Genomic DNA, 19070 nt, shown 5'->3' on the forward strand with positions numbered 1-19070 from the left:
TACAAGGGATGCCGATGACCCTCACCCCCCAGCCCGAGTCGATACCGGGCGCGAGACGCGTGGCGCGGATAGCCGTGGCCGCAGGCCTGGTGGCCGCGCTGTCCGCGGCCGGTCCGATCCCGCTGGCCTTCGCCGCCGACTCCGGTTCGACCCCGGCCGTGGCCGACCCGGGCGTGAAGTCCGCCCACGACAAGCTCGGCGCCGACGACGCCGACCTCCTCGCCGACGCCAAGGCCGACGGCGACAAGAACGTCACGCTGATGGTCGCGACCGCCCCCGGCCAGACCGAGCAGGTCGCCAAGGAGCTGGACGCGGTCAAGGGCGGCTCGGTCGGCCAGTCCTACGACAAGGTCGGCTACGTCCGCGCCACCGTCCCGACGGCCAAGGCCGACTCGGCGATCGCCGCCGCGGCCAAGCTGACCTCGGTGCACGCCATCGACCTGCGCCAGGACATCGCCCTCGACGACCCGACGCCGAGCGCGGACACCGCGACGGGCGCCACGAGCGCCGCCTCCGCCGCCAAGGCGAAGAGCTACCCCGCGCCGGGCAAGGACACGCCCGCCGAGAACCCGTACAACCCGTCCTTCGAGACGGGCGCCGTCGACTTCGTGAAGAAGAACCCGAAGGCGGACGGCCGCGGCGTCACCATCGGCATCCTCGACTCGGGTGTGGACCTGTCGCACCCCGCGCTGCAGAAGACCAGCACCGGCGAGCGCAAGATCGTCGACTGGGTCACGTCGACCGACCCGATCATCGACAACGACGCCTCGTGGCGGCCGATGACGACCTCCGTGTCCGGGCCCACCTTCACCTTCGGCGGCCGGACCTGGACGGCGAAGGCCGGCTCCTACCAGGTCAACCTGTTCCGCGAGTCCGCCACCGCGGGCGGCGACGCCAAGGGCGACGTCAACCGCGACGGCGACACCACCGACGCGTGGGGCGTCCTGTACGACGCCGCGGCCGGCACGGTCACCGTCGACGTGAACAACAACGGCGACTTCACCGACGACACCGCGATGAAGCCGTACAAGGACGGCTACCAGGTCGGCTACTTCGGCACCGACGACCCGAAGACCGACGTCGCCGAGCGGCAGCCGTTCGTCGTGCAGATCCGCAAGGACGTGCCGATGGACCCCTTCGGCGGCGACTGGGTCGGCAAGAAGGCCGACTTCGTCAACATCGGCCTCATCGCCAGCGAGCACGGCACGCACGTGGCCGGCATCACCGCCGCGAACGGCCTGTTCGGCGGCAAGATGAACGGCGCCGCGCCCGGCGCGAAGATCGTCTCCTCCCGTGCCTGCGTCTTCGGCCCGGGCTGCACCAACGTCGCGCTCACCGAGGGCATGATCGACCTCGTCGTCAACCGCGGCGTCGACATCGTCAACATGTCGATCGGCGGCCTGCCGGGTCTGAACGACGGCAACAACGCGCGCGCCGAGCTGTACACCCGCCTCATCGACACCTACGGCGTCCAGCTCGTGATCTCCGCGGGCAACGAGGGCCCCGGCGCGAACACCATCGGCGACCCCGGTCTGGCCGACAAGGTGATCTCGGTCGGCGCGGCCATCTCCAAGGAGACGTGGGCCTCGAACTACGGCTCGCAGGTCGAGAAGAAGTACGCGCTGATGCCGTTCTCCTCGCGCGGCCCGCGTGAGGACGGCGGCTTCACGCCGACGCTCGTCGCGCCCGGCGCGGCGATCAACACCACGCAGACCTGGCTGCCGGGCTCCCCGGTCGCCGACGCGGGCTACCCGCTGCCGGCCGGCTACTCCATGCTCCAGGGCACCTCGATGGCCTCCCCGCAGGCCGCGGGCGCGTCGGCGCTGCTGATCTCCGCCGCCAAGCTGAACAAGGTCGCGCTCACCCCGGCGATCCTGCGCACGGCGCTGACCTCGACCGCCGACCACATCAAGGGTGCGCAGGCGTACGAGGAGGGCGCGGGCGCCATCAACATCGTGGACGCCTGGAAGGCCATCAAGAAGGGCGCCACCGCCCACGACTACACGGTGAAGGCCCCGGTCGACACCGCGCTCGACCAGGCGCTGAAGACGCCGGGCTTCGGCACCGGCATCTACGACCGCGAGGGCGGCCTCAAGGCCGGGCAGAAGAAGACGTACGACGTCACCATCACCCGTACGTCCGGCGCCGACAAGGCGATCCGCCACAAGCTGCACATCGAGAACAACGCGGGCGGCACCTTCAAGATCCTCGGCTCGGACGAGGTCACGCTGCCGCTGAACAAGCCGGTCACGGTCAAGATCCAGGCCAAGGCGGGCTCCGCCGGTCTCAAGAGCGCGATCATCGAGGTCGACGACCCGAAGACCGTGGGCATCGACAAGCAGATCCTCGCCACGGTCGTCGTGTCGACGCCGGTGCACTACACCTTCGTCAAGAAGGCCAGCGTGCAGCGCAACAGCTCGCAGTCCTACTTCCTGACCGTGCCCGAGGGCGCGAAGTCGTTCGAGGTCGGGATCAGCGGTCTGAAGGACAAGAGCCAGACCCGGTTCATCTCGATCCACCCGTACGGCGTCGCCGTCGAGGACACCGGCACCCCGTACTGCTACAGCAACTACCCGAACAGCAACGGGTGCGGGCCGGACGCCCGTTCGTACCAGAACCCGCAGGCCGGGGTCTGGGAGATCGAGGTCGAGTCGCGCCGCACGTCGCCGCTGCTCGACAACCCGTACACGCTGGACGCCACCGTCTACGGCGCGACCTTCGCCCCGGAGACCGTGACCCTGCCCGAGGCGAAGGTCGGCACCCCGGCCCCCGTCTCCTGGACGGTCTCGAACACGTTCGCCGCGATCGACGGCAAGCTGGTCGGCGGCCCGCTCGGCTCGTCCAAGAAGGACCGTCCGAGCATCGCGAACGGCGCGACCCAGACCAGCACGGTCGAGGTCCCGGCCGGCGCGAAGTCGCTCGACGTCTCCATCGGCAACGTCTCCGACGCCTCCGCCGACCTGGACCTCACGGTCTACGACGCGAACGGCACGCAGGTCGGCCAGTCCGCCGACGGTGACTCGGAGGAGGCGGTCTCCATCCCGTCGCCCGCCGCCGGCACGTACACCATCGAGGTCGCGGGCTACTCGGTCCCGGCCGGCACGACGGCGTACGACTACCTGGACGTGTTCTTCTCGGCCTCGCTCGGCACCGTCACGGTCGACGAGTCGACGCCGGTGAAGCTCGCCACGGGCGCCTCGGCGCCGGTCTCCGCGACCGTCACCGCCGCGGCCGCCGCGCCCGAGGGCCGCGCCTTCTTCGGCCAGGTCCAGTTGGTGAACGCGCGGGGCACCGTCGCGGGCATCGGCAACGTGGCCATCGAGAAGGTCACCCCGTAACACCGGTACCGGTACCGATATCGGCATCGGTTGAGCAGTGAGGGCGGGCGTCCGTAAGGGCGCCCGCCCTTCGTCACGGAGGCGTACGTCACACCCCTCCGTGTTCCACTCCTCGGGCATGACGCGCAAAGAATTGGACAAGTGGACCGGGATCGGTCTCATGATGGAGAAAACCACGTTGTAGGGAGTCGCTGTGAGGGTCGGAATCGTCGGAGCCACCGGTCAGGTCGGCACGGTCATGCGCGGGATCCTCAAGGAGCGCGCCTTCCCGGTCACCGAGCTGCGCCTGTTCGCGTCGGCCCGTTCGGCGGGCACGACCCTGGACGGCGTGACGGTGGAGGACGCGGCGAGCGCCGACTACACCGGCCTGGACATCGTGCTCTTCTCGGCGGGCGGCGCGACGTCTAAGGCGCTGGCCGAGAAGGTCGCCTCGCAGGGCGCGGTCGTGATCGACAACTCGTCGGCCTGGCGCAGGGACCCGGAGGTTCCCCTCGTCGTCTCCGAGGTGAACCCGCACGCGATCGCCAACCGCCCCAAGGGCATCATCGCCAACCCGAACTGCACCACGATGGCCGCGATGCCGGTCCTGAAGCCGCTGCACGCGGAGGCCGGGCTCGAGGCGCTGGTCGTCGCGACGTACCAGGCGGTGTCCGGGTCGGGCGTCGCGGGCGTGGCGGAGCTGCACGGGCAGGCGCAGAAGGTCGTCGCCGACGCGGACAAGCTGACCCACGGCGGCGACGCGGTTTCCTTCCCCGACCCGCAGGTCTACAAGCGCCCGATCGCCTTCAACGTCGTCCCGCTCGCGGGCTCGATCGTCGAGGACGGGCTGCACGAGACGGACGAGGAGCAGAAGCTCCGCCACGAGTCCCGCAAGATCCTGGAGATCCCCGCCCTCAAGGTCTCCGGCACCTGCGTGCGCGTCCCCGTCTTCTCCGGCCACTCCCTCCAGGTGAACGCCCGCTTCGCGCGTCCGCTGTCGGTGGAGCGGGCCACGGAGCTGCTCGCGGGCGCGCCCGGCGTGGAGCTGTCGGAGATCCCGACCCCGCTTCAGGCGGCGGGCCGGGACGCGTCCTACGTGGGCCGCATCCGCCCCGACGAGACCGTCGACAACGGCCTCGCCCTCTTCATCTCCAACGACAACCTCCGCAAGGGCGCGGCCCTGAACGCGGTGCAGATCGCGGAACTGGTAGCAGCGGAACTGAAGGACTGACGCCGGCCTCTCCTCGGGGGCTCCGCCCCCGAACCCCCGCTCCTCAAACGCCGGAGGGGCTGGATTTCCAGCCCCTCCGGTTGGGCGATCGGCACAGCTCCCGTGGAAGGATGGCGCAACCCACCCATCACGAGGAGATGACCGCGTGCCTGGCACAAACCTGACTCGCGAAGAGGCCCAGCAGCGGGCGAAGCTGCTGACCGTTGACTCGTACGAGATCGATCTCGACCTCTCCGGCGCGCAGGAGGGCGGTACCTACAGGTCCGTGACCACGGTGCGCTTCGACGTCGCCGAAACCGGTGCCGAGTCCTTCATCGACCTGGTCGCCCCGACCGTCCGCGAAGTCACGCTGAACGGCGACGCGCTGGACCCGGGCGACGTCTTCGAGGACTCCCGGATCGCGCTCCCGGGCCTACTCGAAGGCCGTAACGTCCTGCGGGTCGTCGCCGACTGCGCCTACACCAACACCGGTGAGGGCCTGCACCGCTTCGTCGACCCGGTCGACGAACAGGCCTACCTGTACACGCAGTTCGAGGTGCCGGACGCCCGCCGGGTGTTCGCGTCGTTCGAGCAGCCGGACCTCAAGGCCACCTTCCAATTCACGGTGAAGGCCCCGAGCGGCTGGACCGTCATCTCCAACTCCCCGACGCCCGAACCCAAGGACGACGTCTGGGCGTTCGAGCCGACCCCGCGCATCTCGACGTACATCACGGCGCTGATCGTCGGCCCGTACCACAGCGTCCACAGCGTGTACGAGAAGGACGGCCAGTCGGTGCCGCTCGGCATCTACTGCCGGCCCTCCCTCGCCGAGTTCCTCGACTCGGACGCGATCTTCGAGGTCACGCGGCAGGGCTTCGACTGGTTCCAGGAGAAGTTCGACTACGCGTACCCGTTCAAGAAGTACGACCAGCTCTTCGTGCCGGAGTTCAACGCGGGCGCGATGGAGAACGCGGGCGCGGTGACCATCCGGGACCAGTACGTGTTCCGGTCCAAGGTCACCGACGCGTCGTACGAGCTGCGCGCCGAGACCATCCTGCACGAGCTGGCGCACATGTGGTTCGGCGACCTGGTCACCATGGAGTGGTGGAACGACCTGTGGCTGAACGAGTCGTTCGCCACCTACACCTCCATCGCCTGCCAGGCGTACCACCCCGACTCGCGCTGGCCGCACTCGTGGACCACGTTCGCCAACTCCATGAAGACGTGGGCCTACCGGCAGGACCAACTGCCCTCCACCCACCCGATCATGGCCGAGATCGGCGACCTGGACGACGTCCTCGTCAACTTCGACGGCATCACGTACGCCAAGGGCGCGTCCGTCCTGAAGCAGCTCGTGGCGTACGTCGGCATGGACGAGTTCTTCGCGGGCGTGCAGGCCTACTTCAAGCGGCACGCGTTCGGCAACACCCGGCTGTCCGACCTGCTCGGCGCGCTGGAGGAGACCTCCGGCCGTGATCTGGGCACCTGGTCGGAGAAGTGGCTCCAGACCGCCGGCATCAACATCCTCCGTCCCGAGATCGAGACGGACGCCGACGGCGTCATCACCTCCTTCGCCATCCGCCAGGAGGCCCCGGCGCTGCCCGCGGGCGCGAAGGGCGAGCCGACGCTGCGCCCGCACCGCATCGCGGTCGGCCTGTACGACCTCGACGGCGACAGCGGCAAGCTGCTGCGCGGCGAGCGCGTCGAACTGGACGTCGACGGCGAACTGACCGCCGTACCGCACCTGGTGGGCAAGCGCCGTCCGGACGTGGTGCTGTTGAACGACGACGACCTGTCGTACGCCAAGGTCCGCCTCGACGAGCAGTCCCTCGCGTTCGTCACCGAGCACCTCGGCGACTTCGAGTCGTCGCTGCCCCGCGCCCTGTGCTGGGCGTCGGCCTGGGACATGACCCGGGACGCCGAACTGCCCGCCCGCGACTACCTGTCGCTGGTGCTGTCCGGCATCGGCAAGGAGTCCGACATCGGCGTGGTGCAGTCGCTGCACCGCCAGGTCAAGCTCGCCATCGACCTGTACGCCGACCCGAGCACCCGCGAGGCCCTGCTGGCCCGTTGGACGGACGCCACGCTGGCCCACCTGCGGGCGGCCGACGCGGGCGGCGACCAACAGCTCGCGTGGGCACGGGCGTTCGCGGCTACGGCCCGCACGCCGGAGCAACTGGACCTCCTGGAGGCCCTGTTGGACGGCTCGCAGACGGTCGAGGGCCTGGCCGTCGACACCGAGCTGCGCTGGGCGTTCGTGCAACGCCTCGCGGCGGTCGGCCGGTTCGACGAGGCGGAGATCGCCGGGGAGTACGAGCGCGACAAGACGGCCGCCGGTGAGCGGCACGCCGCGACCGCCCGCGCCGCCCGGCCGACCCCGGAGGCCAAGGCGGAGGCGTGGGCGGCGGTCGTCGAGTCCGACAAGCTGCCCAACGCCGTGCAGGGCGCCGTCATCGGCGGCTTCGTCCAGACCGACCAGCGTGAGCTGCTCGCGCCGTACACGGACAAGTACTTCGAGGTCGTCAAGGACATCTGGGACGCCCGTTCGCACGAGATCGCCCAGCAGATCGCGGTCGGCCTCTATCCGGCGATCCAGGTCTCCCAGGAGATCCTGGACAAGACGGACGCCTGGCTGACCTCCGCCGAGCCGAACGCGGCCCTGCGCCGCCTCGTGTCCGAGTCCCGCTCGGGCGTGGAACGCGCCCTCCAGGCCCAGGCGGCGGACACGCAGTAGCCGGTAGTCGGTACATGGATGGGGGCGCCCGGTGTCATACCGAGCGCCCCTTCTCCGTACTCAGGACGGGGATCGCGCCCCTTCCGTCCGGACCGGACGCGCGTACGACCGCCCTGGTCGTCCCGGTCGTCCCGCCCACCCCCCGCTGCCCCGCCACCGTCGCGCCGAACGCCAGCGCCATGCCCGTCAGTTGTACCGGTGTCAGGGCCTGGCCGAGGGCGGCCCAGCCGACGACGGCGGCGGTCAGCGGGGAGAGCGGGCCGAGGAAGGTGACCTGGGTGGCGGTGAGGCGGCCGATGCCGCGGAACCAGAGCCAGTACGAGACGGCCGTGTTCGCCAGGGCGAGGTAGAGGTAGCCGCCGACCGCACGGCCGTCCAGGGCGGGCGGAGCGCCCTCGACGAGGAAGGCGACCGGCGCGATGAGCAGGCCGCCCGCGGTGAGCTGCCAGCCGGTGAGGGCGAGCGGGCCGACGCCGTCCGGGCGGCCCCACTTCTTCGTGAGGACCGTACCGGCCGACATGGAGGCGGCGGAGGCGAGCGCGGCCAGGACGCCGACGGGATCGAGCGCGCCGGCCGCCTTCAGCACGACCAGGCTGACGCCGAACGCGGCCACCACCCCGGCGAGCAGAGTCCGCACGGTCGGCCGCTGCCCCAGCAGCAGCGCCGAGAGACCGACGACGAACAGCGGCCCGACCGAGCCGACGACCGCCGCCATACCGCCGGGCAGCCGGTACGCGGAGAGGAAGAGCAGCGGGAAGAAGGCCCCGATGTTCAGCGCGCCGAGCACCGCCGCCTTCCCCCACCACGCGCCGCGCGGCAGCACCCGGCCGAGCGCGAGCAGCAGCAGCCCGGCGGGCAGGGCCCGCATCAGCCCGGTGAACAGGGGCCGGTCGGCGGGAAGGAACTCGGTGGTGACGGCGTAGGTGGTGCCCCAGGAGACCGGGGCGAGCGCGGTGAGCAGGACGGTGAGGGAGGTGGCGGCGGGCAGCTTCATGGCCGGTCCCTTCCGAGGGAGGCGTGCGGGAGTGAGAGGGGGGTGGTGACGGGGGCGGGGGGCGCGGTGTGGGTGACGGTCGGCGGGGTGGGGCGTACCGCTTCCGCCGGGAGCCGTCGTTCCACCCGGACGAGCAGGGTGGCGGCCACGGCCGAGGTGAGGACGAGGACCGCCCACGGCAGCCGGCCGTCCACCGCGAGGAGCACGGTGAACAGGGACGGCGCCACCGCCTTCGCCAGCGACCAGGACATCTGGTAGGCCGCCAGGTACCGGCCGCGCACGGCCTCCGGGGCCGCCGACACCGCGAGGACCTCGGCGGCGGGGCTGTGGATCAGTTCGCCGAGCGTGTAGACGACGACCACGGCGACCAGGGCCGCGCCCAGCACCGGTCCGGAGGCCGGGCGCAGGGTGCCCAGGACGATCTGCGCGAGGAACGCGACCGCGAACAGGCCACCGCCCAGCGCGGCGGCCCGGGTACGCCGGGCACCGGCCCTGCGGACCCGCCCGCCGACGAACATCCCGGCCGCCGCGCACAGCACGGTGTTGACCGTGAACGCGGCTCCGGTGAGCACGGCGGGCCCGTGCAGCCACTCCACGATGAACAGCGGGAAGAGGACGGACAGGGCCGAATAGCTCAGCGCGTTCAGGAAGTTGGCACCGGTGACCACCAGGAAGGGCCGGTCGGCCAGCACGAGCCGGTATCCGGCACCGGCCGCGGCCCCGCGCGTCTTCGTGCCGTCCGGTGCGCGCCGCGGCCGCAGGGGACGCAGCGGGCGCAGCAACAGGGCGGCGCATGCGAAGGAGAGGGCGTTGCCCCAGGCCGCGTAGGTGTAACCGGCGCTGCCCGCGAAGGCGATGACCAGCGTGGCCAGCAGAGCGCCCGCGCCGTTGCCGCCGTTCTGCAGCGCCCGGGTGGCGGCCTGCAACCGGTCCCGGTCCGCGCCCCGCGCCACCTCTCCGATCAGGGACGACTGCACGGCCGGGAAGGCGCGGTCGGCGGCGGCGGTGACGAGGGCGACGCCCGCGAACGCCGTCAGGGAGTGGGCGAAGGGGTAGAGCGCGAAGCCGACGACCCGCACGCCGTACAGCACGTACTGCACGCGCCGCGCCCCGCAGCGGTCGACGGCCGCCCCGGCGAGCGGGAGTGCGCCGATGCCGACGAGTCCGGTGACCGTGAGCACGGCGCCCACGAGGGTGAAGGACAGCCCGGTGACGTAGTGGAAGAACACGAGCGTGAACGGGATGTACATGCCGGTGCCGACGCCGTTGACGGCGGCGGCGACGGGCAGGGCCCAGTGGCCGGGTATGCCCGGGCCGCCATCCCTGTTGTCCTTGTCCTTGCTTTTGCGCTTGTCCTTGCCCTTGCCCTTGCCCTTGCCCTTGCGCATGGCTCCCCCTTGGAGGCGATGAAAGTAGCTCGCTCGAAAGTAGCTTACTCCTAAGCTACTTTCCATCAAGCTACTTTCTTGCGGCCGACCGAACCCCGTCGGATACTCGCCCCATGGACCCCATGGACCCCGTCGACGTGATCGTCAAGCAGTGGGCCGCCGCGCGGCCGGACCTCGACACCCGGGCGATGGAGGTCTTCGGCCGCGTCTACCGGCTCTCGCGCGCGATGGGCGACCGGGTGGAGAAGGTGTACGCGGGGTACGGCATCGGACGCGGCGAGTTCGACGTACTGGCCACCCTGCGCCGCTCCGGCGAGCCGTACACCCTCTCGCCGCGTCAGTTGTCGGCGACGCTGATGCTCACGACCGGCGGTATGACCGGCCGCCTCGACAAACTGGAACGGGCCGCGCTGCTGCGCCGCTCCCCCGACCCGCACGACCGCCGGGGCCTGCACGTCACGCTGACCGAGAAGGGGCTCGAACTGGTCGACCGCGCGGTCGGCGCGGGCCTCGCCCTCCAGACGAAGGCCCTGTCCGCCGCCCTCACCCCGGAACAGTCGGACCAACTGGCCGACCTGCTAAGGCTGTTGCTGACGACGACGGAGACGCCGGGGAGTTGACGGTGTCAGCCGGAGCCGGAGGGCCAGTCAGTGGTGTGGGGTGCGGCGAGCAGGCCGGGCACGGGAGAGCCTCCGAGATGCGGCGGACTGGATACGCCATCCGGGCGAGGGCACCGCGAGGCGCAGCACGCGGTCATCGAGCGGTGAAGGACTCGATTCCGTATCCGTAGGTCATGCGCGGCAGCCTGCCAGCCGGGCTCGCGGCCTGTCGACGGAATTACCCACCGGGCGACATGCGGGGGAACGCGACGAGGGCGTCGGCCTCACCTGCGTCCGGCGTGCGTGTACGCGAGTGAGGCCGACGCCCTCGGAGAGCGTGCGGCGGATACCGGACCAGAGGCCCGGCGCTGGACCTAAGCCTTGGCCTTGGCCATGACCTAGGCCTTGGCCCGGGCCTTGCTGTCGTCGCGGTCGGTCGAACCGTCGAGGACCCAGACCAGCCCGGCGATCACAGCGAAGATCACGAGGGGGGCCGCGACATAAAGGCCCAGCGTGTCGACGACACTGAGACCCGGGCCGGGGTCGTCGCCGTCGTCGCGGGTCAGCGCGAGGGCGGGGGACGACATGAGCAGCATCATCAGCGTCGTACCGGCGGCCAGGGCGCCGGCGCGCAGGGTGTTCTTCTTGTCCACGGTGCCAAGTTAGCGAACGGTGTCGGAGGGCGCGCGTCCGGGGTGCCGTATGAGGAGCCGTACGCGGTGCGGGGCGGGAATCACACGGTGCCCCGCTCGCGCAGGACGTCGATCAGCGCCCGCAGTCTCGGCGAGGCCGCGAGCTGCTCCAGGGTGACCGGACGGCCCTCCGCGTCCGCGACGGGCAGACGCCAGTTCGGGTACTGGTCCCACGTGCCGGGGAGGTTCTGCGGGCGGCGGTCGCCGACGCCGTCCGGGAGCCAGACGCCGATCATGCGGGCGGGCGTGTGCAGCAGGAAGCGGTGGACGGCCTGCACCTCGGCCTCCTCCGAGGAACGGTCGCTGCCGCCGCCGGACCCGGCCAGCAGCCCGAGGCGGCTGAGCAGGGCCAGCCACTCCGCCGTGTCGTTGGCGGCGGCCGCGCGCTCCTCCTCCACGGGCCGGGTCAACAGGCCCAGCCGGTCGCGGAGTTCGACGTGTTCGCCGGTGAGGCGGGCGGCGGTGGACGGCAGGTCGTGGGTGGTGGCGGTGGCCAGGCAGTCGGCGCGCCAGCGGTCGGGGGGCAGCGGCTGTCCGTCGCCGTCCCAGTCCCGCTCGAACCACAGGACGGACGTACCGAGCACCCCGCGCTCGCGCAACGCCTCCCGGACGCCCGGCTCGACGGTGCCGAGGTCCTCGCCGATCACGATCGCCCCCGCCCGCGACGCCTCCAGCACCAGGACGGCGAGCATGGCCTCGGCGTCGTAACGGACGTACGTACCCTCCGTGGGCGGCTGCCCCTGCGGCACCCACCACAGCCGGAACAGGCCCATGACATGGTCGATGCGCAGCGCGCCCGCATAGCGGAAGAGGCCGCGGAGCAGTCGCCGGTAGGGCGCGTAGCCGGAATCGGCGAGCCGGTCCGGACGCCAGGGCGGCAGGCCCCAGTCCTGGCCGCGGGCGTTGAAGGCGTCCGGCGGAGCGCCGATGGACATGCCGGCGGCGAAGTACTCCTGCTGCGCCCACGCGTCCGCGCCCTCGGGGTGCACGCCGACGGCGAGATCGTGCACGATCCCGATGCCCATCCCCGCCTCGCGCGCGGCGCGCTGGGCGGCGGTGAGCTGGGTGTCGGTGAGCCAGGCGAGCCGGGAGTGGAAGTCGACGCGGGCCATCAACTCCCCGCGCGCACGGGCGGTTTCGGCGGACCGGGGGTCCCTGAGTCCCGTCGGCCACTGCTGCCACCGCGACCCGTGGACCTCGGCGAGGGCGCACCAGGTGGCGTGGTCCTCCAGGGCCTGTCCCTGCTCGGCGAGGAAGTCGCAGTAGGCGGCGCGCCGACCGGGCCCGAGCGGCACCCGGACAACGGCGTCGAGCGCCTCCCGTTTCACTTCCCATACGGCATCCCGGTCGATCAGCTCACCCTTCTCCAGCACGGCTTCCCGCAGCCGGGCGGCCCGTCCGAGAAGCGCCGCGACGCCTTCGCGGTCGTCGACGTACGCGAACTCGGGAATGTCCTCGACGCGCAGATGCACGGGGTCGGGGAACCGGCGGGAGGACGGCCGATAGGGCGACGGATCGGTCGGCGCACCGGGCACCGCGCCGGGCACGGCCGCATGCAACGGGTTGACCTGCACGAACCCGGCCCCGAGCGCCCGCCCGGCCCAGCCGGCCAGCTCCCCGAGGTCCCCCAGGTCACCCATGCCCCAGGAGCGCCGGGAGAGGAGTGAGTACACCTGAACGAGAAGCCCGTACGACCGTCCCGTGGGCGGGGACGTGGGCGTGGGCGTGGGCAGCCGGCCCGGGGCGACGACGAGGTGGGCGCGGCCGGTCCGCCCGTCGGGCGCGGTGACCGTCAACCGATGCACCCCGAGCGGAAGCCCGTCAACCGCGTGACGGCTCTCTCCCTGCTCGGTCTCGACGAGCAGCCGAGTGCCCTCGGGAAGGGCGTCGAGCGCCTCCGCCCGGCCCCCGTCCCCGTCCTCGTCCCCGTTCCAGCACACCACGGTCGGCGGCAGCAACCGCTCCCGCAGTTCGGCTTCCCGGGCGGCGAGCGCGTCCCGAACGGCCTCCGGGGTGCCCACGTCGACGCCGAGGGCGGCCAGCGCACGGGTGACGGCGGCGGCCGACGCCGTGACCGTACGGTCCGGGGAGGGCTGGTAGGAGGTGCCGACGCCGTGCAGCGCGGCGAGCCGGGCGAGCTCCTCTCCGGGCGGCGCGGCCACCGCTACCGCCTCGTGGACCCGGAGTCGGCGGCGGCAAGCGGCGGCTCGCTGGTCAGCGGCTCGGCGTCGGGCAGCGGAGGTTCGCTGGTCAGCGGGGGTTCGGCACAGCTTCCTTCGGCCCGGGTCGGCTCCGCCAGACGTTTGGACTGAACCGGGAACGGGGGGTATGCCGGTGCGACCACAGTGGCCTCCTTGTGGGGGGTACGGCGTCGGTTACCACTACCGCAGGCCTACCCAGCGAGCGCGATGACAGACGTCCGACGAACGTCCGTCATCGCAACACACGCTGCCATAACCTCGCTCGACCCGCTCAGAACCGACAGACCAGCAGACCGGCAGACCAGCGGCCCGGCCGAACTATTCGGTTGACCGGGCCACGGGGCCGACGCTGCACTGTGGCGGGCAACCATGAGGCGTGGTGGCGTTTGTTTCGGATTCCGGGGAGGCGGCGGCAGTGGCAGCGATGGAGATTCGTCCCACGACCGACGAGGATCGCGAGGTCTTCGTCGACACGCTCCATGCCGCGTTCGGGCGCTTCCCGGAGACGCCGGGCGAGGGCGGCGGCGGGGTCTGGTGGGCGGCGCTCGAAGCGGACCGCTGTCTGCTCGCCGTGACGGCGGACGGGCGGCCCGTCGGCACCGCCGGTGCGTACTCGTTCGAGCTCACCCTGCCCGGTGAGATCCTCGCCCCGGCCGCCGGGGTGAGCTTCGTCGGCGTCCTGCCCTCGCACCGGCGTCGGGGCGTGCTCAGCGCGATGATGCGGCACCAGCTCACCGAACTGCGGGCCCGAGGGGAGTACCTCTCCGTGCTGCTGGCCTCCGAGGCCCCGATCTACCAGAGGTACGGCTACGGACCGGCGACCTACACGCAACGCCTGACGGTGCCGCGGAGGCAGGCCGCCCTCGTCCTCCCCCGGACTCGCGAAACGACCGACACCGCAGCGACCGTCCTGGACCCCGGCACGATCGAGGTGCTGCGGCGGGCCGAGTGCGGCGAGATCCTGGAGGCGGTCTACGACCGGTACCGCCGCGCACAGCCCGGCGCGCTGTCCCGGCCGCACCGCTGGTGGGCGTCGGGCGCGGGGCAGCCCCCGATCGCTCCGGCCCCGCGCTACGTCGCCGTCCACCGTGACGTCGACGGCGTCCCGGACGGCTACGCCAGCTACTCGATCGGCGAAGCCGACACCCTGACGGTCGACGAGACCATCGCCGCCGACGACGCCGTCTTCACGGCCCTGGCCCGGTTCGTACTCGGACACGACCTCGTCTCGCAGGTCGTGTTCAAGCACTTCCCGCCGGGCCACCCGCTGCGCTGGCAGCTCGCGGACTTCCGCGCCGGCCAGGTCAGCGGCGACACCGACTGGCTCTGGGTACGGCTGCTGGACATCCCGGGCGCGCTGACCGCGCGCGGCTGGTGCACGGACGGCGAGCTCGTCCTCGACGTCGACGACCCGTTCCTCGGCGAGCGCAGCCGCCACCTGCTGACCGTCCGGGACGGCAAGGCCGACTGCGTCCCGACGGACCGCGCCCCCGACCTCTCCCTGGACGTGAGCGACCTCGGCTCGATCTACCTGGGCGGCACCACCCCGAGCACCCTCGTCCGCGCCGGCCACATCACGGCCCACCACCCAAGCGCGCCCAGCCTCGCCGACACCCTCTTCCACACCGCCGTCCCCCCACACTGCCTGCACTGGTTCTGACGGCAGGCGGGGCGCACCCGCGCAAGGCTCGCGTGAACCGGCTGCCCGGGGCGGGGCGATAGACAGGTTGTGAGACTGTTCCGCCCCGTGAGGGGCCACCGGGAGAGTGATACGGACGCGGCGCTGCTGCGGGCCGTGGCGGGTGGGGACGCGGCCGCGCTGGGCGCGCTGTACGACCGGCATGCCGGGTGGCTGCACGCTCGCCTGACGCGGCGTTGCGCCGATCCCGAGGTGGTGCGGGAGGTGTTGCAGGACACCTTCGTGACCGTGTGGCGGTCAGCCGGCGGGCACCGGGGTGAGGAGGCCGGCGGGTGGTTGTGGACCGTCGCCGCCCGGCGGCTCGTCGACGCGCGGCGGGTGCAGGAGCGGGCCGACCGGGTCGAGGCGGCACGGGTCGAGGACTGGCCGTCGCCGGTCGCCGCCTCCGCCGAGGAACGGGTGCTGGCCGGGCTGGAGTTCGGCGATGTCGGCACCGCCCTGGACCGGATCTCGCCCGAGCTGCGCGAGGTGCTGCGCGCGACCGTCGTCGACGGGCTGACGACCCGGGAGGCGGCCCGGCTGCTCGGCATCCCCGAGGGCACCGTCAAGACCCGAGCGATGCGCGCCCGCGCCGAACTCCGCGCCGCGCTCGCCCAGTTGAACCCCAACCCGAACCCGAATACCCATCCCTCGGGAGGTCCGGCATGAGCCTGGCCCAGAACTGGCACACGTCCGACGACCTCGCCGCCCGCTACGCCGACGGCACCCTCCCGGAAGCCGACGCCTGGTCCCTGGAGAAGCATCTGGAGCGGTGCGCAGCGTGCGCCGAGCGCGTCTCCGCAGCCGTACGGCAGTCGCCCGCGGCGGGAGTGGTGCTGGCGGAGGTGCGGGCGACGGTGCTGAGGGAGGTGCGGGAGGTCACCCCCCGCGCCCACCCGCCGTTCTCCTTCCTCACCCGCGCCCTCTGGGCCGCCGGACCCGCCCTGCGCGGTGCCTGGCTGCCCGCGCTCCTGCTCGTCGCCCTCGGTGCGCTCGCCCTGTCGTACGGGGCCGGGGTCGACGGGTCGTGGCCGTTGCTGCTGGCGCTCGCGCCTGTCGTGCCCGTCGCCGGGGTCGCCGTCTCCTACGGGGTGCACGCCGATCCGCTGCACGAGATCGCGGCGGCCACGACCTCCGGGGGGCTGCGGCTGATGCTGACGCGGACGACCGCCGTCCTCGCCGTCAGCCTGCCGCTGCTGACCCTCACCGGTCTGCTGCTGCCCGCCTCCGGTGCTCCGGGCGCCGCCGCCTGGCTGCTGCCGGGGCTCGCGCTGACGCTGGCCTCGCTGACGCTGGCCGGGTGGGTCGGCTGCCGGACCGCCACCGCGCTGACGGGCGGGGGCTGGCTGGCCGCCGTCCTCGTCCCGGCGCTGGCCGCCCCCGACGGGCCCGCGCTCGCCGGGCTGGCCGCGCAGCTCGACCGCTGCCTCGACGGCCCCCTCGCCCAGGGCACTTGGGGAGCCGCGGCCGTGCTGTGTGCCGGACTGCTGGCCACCCGCCGTTCCGCCTACGACCGCCTGGAGAAGCCGTGAGCACGACAAGCGCGACCCACACGATACGAGTGAGCGGACTGCGCGTCCGGCACCGCAGGACCGTCGCCCTCGACGGCGTCGACCTCGACCTCGGTCTCGGCGTGCACGGGCTGCTCGGTCCGAACGGGGCCGGGAAGACGTCCCTGATCCGGGTCCTGGCGACCGTCGCGCAGCCGTCCGCCGGGCGGGTGGAGCTGCTCGGCGAGGACGTCGGCGAACCGTCCCGGCGCGGCACGGTCCGGGCCCGACTCGGTTATCTGCCGCAGGAGTTCGGCTACTACCCGGGCTTCACGGTGCGCGAGTTCGTCGCCTACGTGGCCTGGCTGAAGGACATGCCCGCCGCGGACACCCCGGCCGCCGTCGCCCGCGCCGTCGAACGCGTCGGCCTCGGCGACCGTGCCGACGTGAAGGTGAAGACGCTGTCCGGCGGCATGATCCGCCGGGTCGGCATCGCCCAGGCCATCGTCAACGAGCCGGAGCTCCTGCTCCTCGACGAGCCGACCGCGGGCCTCGACCCCGAGCAGCGCGTCGAGTTCCGCGCGCTGCTGCGCGAACTGGGCACCCGCGCCACGGTCGTCGTCTCCACCCACCTGGTGGAGGACGTGGCCGCCGCCTGCACGGAGGTCACCCTCCTGGACGCGGGCCGGGTCGCCTACCAGGGCACCCCCGCGTCCCTGACCAAGCTGGGCGAGGCAACGGAGACCCAGGGGGCCGAGGCAGCGGACGGCTTCGGCGACAACCCCGTCGAGCGCGGCTACCTGGCCGCCCTGCGCGCCCACCGCGCCCCGACCACGGTGGAGACGGCGCGATGACGCTCGTGGCGGAGCCGAAGACGGCGCGGCGGGCGCTCGCGCATCCGCTGTGCGCCGAGGCGACCCGTGGGCTCGCGCCCTGGGCGGGCGTCGCCGCCTTCCTCGTCCCGGCCGTGCTGCTGGCCGCCACGGCGGACCGCTGGCAGGGCGGCTGGGCCGAGACCCGGTCCGAGGTGCACGGCGTGCTGCTGGTCCTCGTGCCGCTCGCGGCGGCCGTGGGCTGCGTGCGGGGCGGGCGGGAGCGGCGGCGCGGCACGCAGGAGTTGTGGGGGACGGCCGTCCGCGGACCGCTGGCCCGGCTGCTCGCGGCGGCGCTGCCGCCCGCGCTGTGGGTGGCGGCCGGGTATCTGCTCGCCGCGGCCGGGGCGCTCCTCGCCACCTGGCCGTACGCCCGCGGCGACCGGCCGTACCTGGACCTGCTGCCGACGGACGCGGTGGTCCTGGTGGCCGCCGCGCTGGCCGGCCATGTCGTGGGGCGGCTGGTCGCATGGCGGGCCGCGGCGCCGTTGCTGGCGGTGGGCGGGTATCTCGGTCTGGCCCAGTCCGGGCAGCCGGGCTCGGGCTCCGGGCGCTACCTCGACCCGGCGCTGCCCGTCGCGGAGGGGCTGGTTCCGGTGGGGTGGCAGCCGACGGCGATGGCCGTGTGGACGGCCGGGCTCGCGGTCTCCGCGGTGCTGGCGTACGCGGCCCGGCGCAGGTACACCGCGCTGCTGCCGCTGGCGGCGGCGACGGCCGCGGGCGCGCTGCTGGCGCAGACCGGGCCCGGACCGTGGCGCACGAACCCGGCCGGGCACGGCCAGGTGTGCGCCACCTCGACCTCGCCGCAGATCTGTGTGAACGACCGCTACAAGGACCTGTTGCCGCAGGTCACAAAGGCGCTGTCGGGGATCACCGGCCGCCTGGAGGGCGTACGGAACCTGCCGGTCCGGTTCGAGGACCGTCCCGGCGAACCGGGCGACGGCGAGGTGCGGCTTCCGATGCTGACGCCGTTCGGCCGGTCGGTCGTACGGGGTCGGCTGACCGATCCGGAGCAGTACGCGTGGGAGGCGGTGATGGCGCTGGAGGGTCGTGACGACTGCCGTGAGCTGACCGCGCGTGTGCGCCCGGCGGACGACGCCGTCATCGCCTACCTCGCGCCGAGCCCCAGCCAGGACTACTTCGACGGTCTGGACGCGAAGGGCACCGCCGCCGAGCGCGCCGGGCTCAAGGAGCGGCAGGCGGCCCGGGCCCGGCTGGCGTCGATGGGCGCCGACGAACGTCGGACCTGGCTGTCGGCCTACTTCGCGACGGCCGGCGACTGCGACCCGAGCGGGGTGCCCGCCCTGTGAGCCCCCGCCTCTTCGCCTCGACGTCCGGCCTCCGCCTCTACGCCCGCTCCCGCACTGTTCCCCGCACCCTCGTCCTGCTCACCGTGACCTGCGTGTTCGCCGGGTGGGCGGCGCACCGGACGGGCGATGCGGAGCTGGATCCGGGGCGGGCGACGCCGGTCGCGACCCTGGCGGCCCTGGCGGCCGCCGCGTTGATCGGCGCGAGCCTGTACGCCCCGTCCCACGAGCTGGACCGTACGGCGGTACGCCCCTGGTGGCCCCGGCGGCTGGCCCACCTGCTCGCCCTGACGGCCGTCGCGGCCCTCATGGCCGCACTCCTGCCGCTCGCCCCTGCCGCCGCGCTCCGCGATCTGCTGGGCTGCGTCGGCCTCACGGCGACCGCGGCCGTCCTGTTCGGCGCCCGGCTGAGCTGGCTGCCCGCGTCCTGCTATGTCGGCGCGATGTGCCTCGCGTCGGGCGGGGTGCACGGGTGGGCGGTCACGGTGTGGGCGTGGCCGGCGGCGGGGGCCGCGTTCGCGCTCGGCGCGGCGCTGTACGCGGTACAGGGGGCGCGGCCCGAGGACTCGCGCGACTGAGTTCTCGGGC

At 72.8% G+C, this 19070-nt stretch carries 15 protein-coding genes; 10 read left to right on the top strand and 5 right to left on the bottom strand.

Features of this window, described 5'->3' with window-relative positions; all coding sequences use genetic code 11:
- Positions 1-14: 14 nt before the first annotated feature.
- From BMZ82_RS22435 to pepN, 3 genes are all read left to right on the top strand, one after another.
- Positions 15-3338, top strand: coding sequence for a S8 family serine peptidase (locus BMZ82_RS22435; RefSeq protein WP_093778548.1), 3324 nt, complete (start codon positions 15-17; stop codon positions 3336-3338).
- Positions 3339-3531: 193 nt separating this feature from the next.
- A complete protein-coding gene (locus BMZ82_RS22440; protein WP_093778550.1) occupies positions 3532-4548 on the top strand; it encodes an aspartate-semialdehyde dehydrogenase in 1017 nt (338 codons plus the stop codon).
- Positions 4549-4693: 145 nt separating this feature from the next.
- Entirely contained in the window at positions 4694-7261 is a 2568-nt protein-coding gene (pepN, locus tag BMZ82_RS22445) for an aminopeptidase N (protein ID WP_093778552.1), read from the top strand.
- A 34-nt stretch (positions 7262-7295) separates the two neighbouring features.
- On the opposite strand, the gene BMZ82_RS22450 is transcribed toward pepN, so the two are convergent.
- Positions 7296-8255 carry an EamA family transporter gene (locus BMZ82_RS22450; RefSeq protein WP_093778554.1) on the bottom strand — a complete coding sequence of 320 codons (960 nt, stop codon included), beginning with the start codon at positions 8253-8255 and terminating at the stop codon, positions 7296-7298.
- On the bottom strand, positions 8252-9643 hold the full coding sequence (locus tag BMZ82_RS22455) for an MFS transporter (RefSeq protein ID WP_093778556.1): 1392 nt from the start codon (positions 9641-9643) through the stop codon (positions 8252-8254). The genes BMZ82_RS22450 and BMZ82_RS22455 overlap by 4 nt, the downstream gene beginning before the upstream one ends.
- Positions 9644-9756: 113 nt before the next feature.
- Between BMZ82_RS22455 and BMZ82_RS22460 the strand changes: the two genes are divergently transcribed.
- Entirely contained in the window at positions 9757-10263 is a 507-nt protein-coding gene (locus BMZ82_RS22460) for a MarR family winged helix-turn-helix transcriptional regulator (RefSeq protein ID WP_093778558.1), read from the top strand.
- 377 nt (positions 10264-10640) lie between these two features.
- Here BMZ82_RS22460 and BMZ82_RS22465 read toward each other — a convergent pair whose 3' ends face one another.
- The 3 genes from BMZ82_RS22465 to BMZ82_RS42745 form a co-directional block, all read right to left on the bottom strand.
- Entirely contained in the window at positions 10641-10895 is a 255-nt protein-coding gene (locus BMZ82_RS22465; protein WP_093778559.1) for a hypothetical protein, read from the bottom strand.
- Positions 10896-10975: 80 nt separating this feature from the next.
- Positions 10976-13096 carry a 4-alpha-glucanotransferase gene (gene malQ, locus BMZ82_RS22470; protein WP_093778561.1) on the bottom strand — a complete coding sequence of 707 codons (2121 nt, stop codon included), beginning with the start codon at positions 13094-13096 and terminating at the stop codon, positions 10976-10978.
- A gap of 2 nt (positions 13097-13098) precedes the next feature.
- On the bottom strand, positions 13099-13278 hold the full coding sequence (locus tag BMZ82_RS42745; protein ID WP_093778563.1) for a hypothetical protein: 180 nt from the start codon (positions 13276-13278) through the stop codon (positions 13099-13101).
- Between the two features lie 281 nt (positions 13279-13559).
- Here BMZ82_RS42745 and BMZ82_RS22480 point away from each other — a divergent pair, with 281 nt between their 5' ends.
- From BMZ82_RS22480 to BMZ82_RS22505, 6 genes are all read left to right on the top strand, one after another.
- Positions 13560-14795, top strand: a complete 1236-nt coding sequence (locus BMZ82_RS22480; RefSeq protein ID WP_093778565.1) for a GNAT family N-acetyltransferase — start codon at positions 13560-13562, stop codon at positions 14793-14795.
- Between the two features lie 87 nt (positions 14796-14882).
- The gene (locus tag BMZ82_RS22485) at positions 14883-15482 is read left to right on the top strand and encodes an RNA polymerase sigma factor (protein WP_371271280.1); all 600 of its coding nucleotides are present in this window, start codon (positions 14883-14885) and stop codon (positions 15480-15482) included.
- On the top strand, positions 15479-16345 hold the full coding sequence (locus BMZ82_RS22490) for a zf-HC2 domain-containing protein (RefSeq protein WP_093778569.1): 867 nt from the start codon (positions 15479-15481) through the stop codon (positions 16343-16345). Before BMZ82_RS22485 ends, BMZ82_RS22490 begins: the two co-directional genes overlap by 4 nt.
- Complete coding sequence (locus BMZ82_RS22495) at positions 16342-17157, top strand: ATP-binding cassette domain-containing protein (RefSeq protein ID WP_256252050.1); 816 nt, start codon at positions 16342-16344, stop codon at positions 17155-17157. Before BMZ82_RS22490 ends, BMZ82_RS22495 begins: the two co-directional genes overlap by 4 nt.
- Positions 17154-18485, top strand: a complete 1332-nt coding sequence (locus tag BMZ82_RS22500; RefSeq protein WP_093778573.1) for a hypothetical protein — start codon at positions 17154-17156, stop codon at positions 18483-18485. The genes BMZ82_RS22495 and BMZ82_RS22500 overlap by 4 nt, the downstream gene beginning before the upstream one ends.
- Positions 18482-19060: a hypothetical protein gene (locus BMZ82_RS22505; protein WP_093778575.1), complete on the top strand. Its 579-nt coding sequence runs from the start codon at positions 18482-18484 to the stop codon at positions 19058-19060. The genes BMZ82_RS22500 and BMZ82_RS22505 overlap by 4 nt, the downstream gene beginning before the upstream one ends.
- Positions 19061-19070: the final 10 nt, after the last annotated feature.

This window comes from Streptomyces sp. yr375 (assembly GCF_900110755.1).
Taxonomy (GTDB): domain Bacteria; phylum Actinomycetota; class Actinomycetes; order Streptomycetales; family Streptomycetaceae; genus Streptomyces.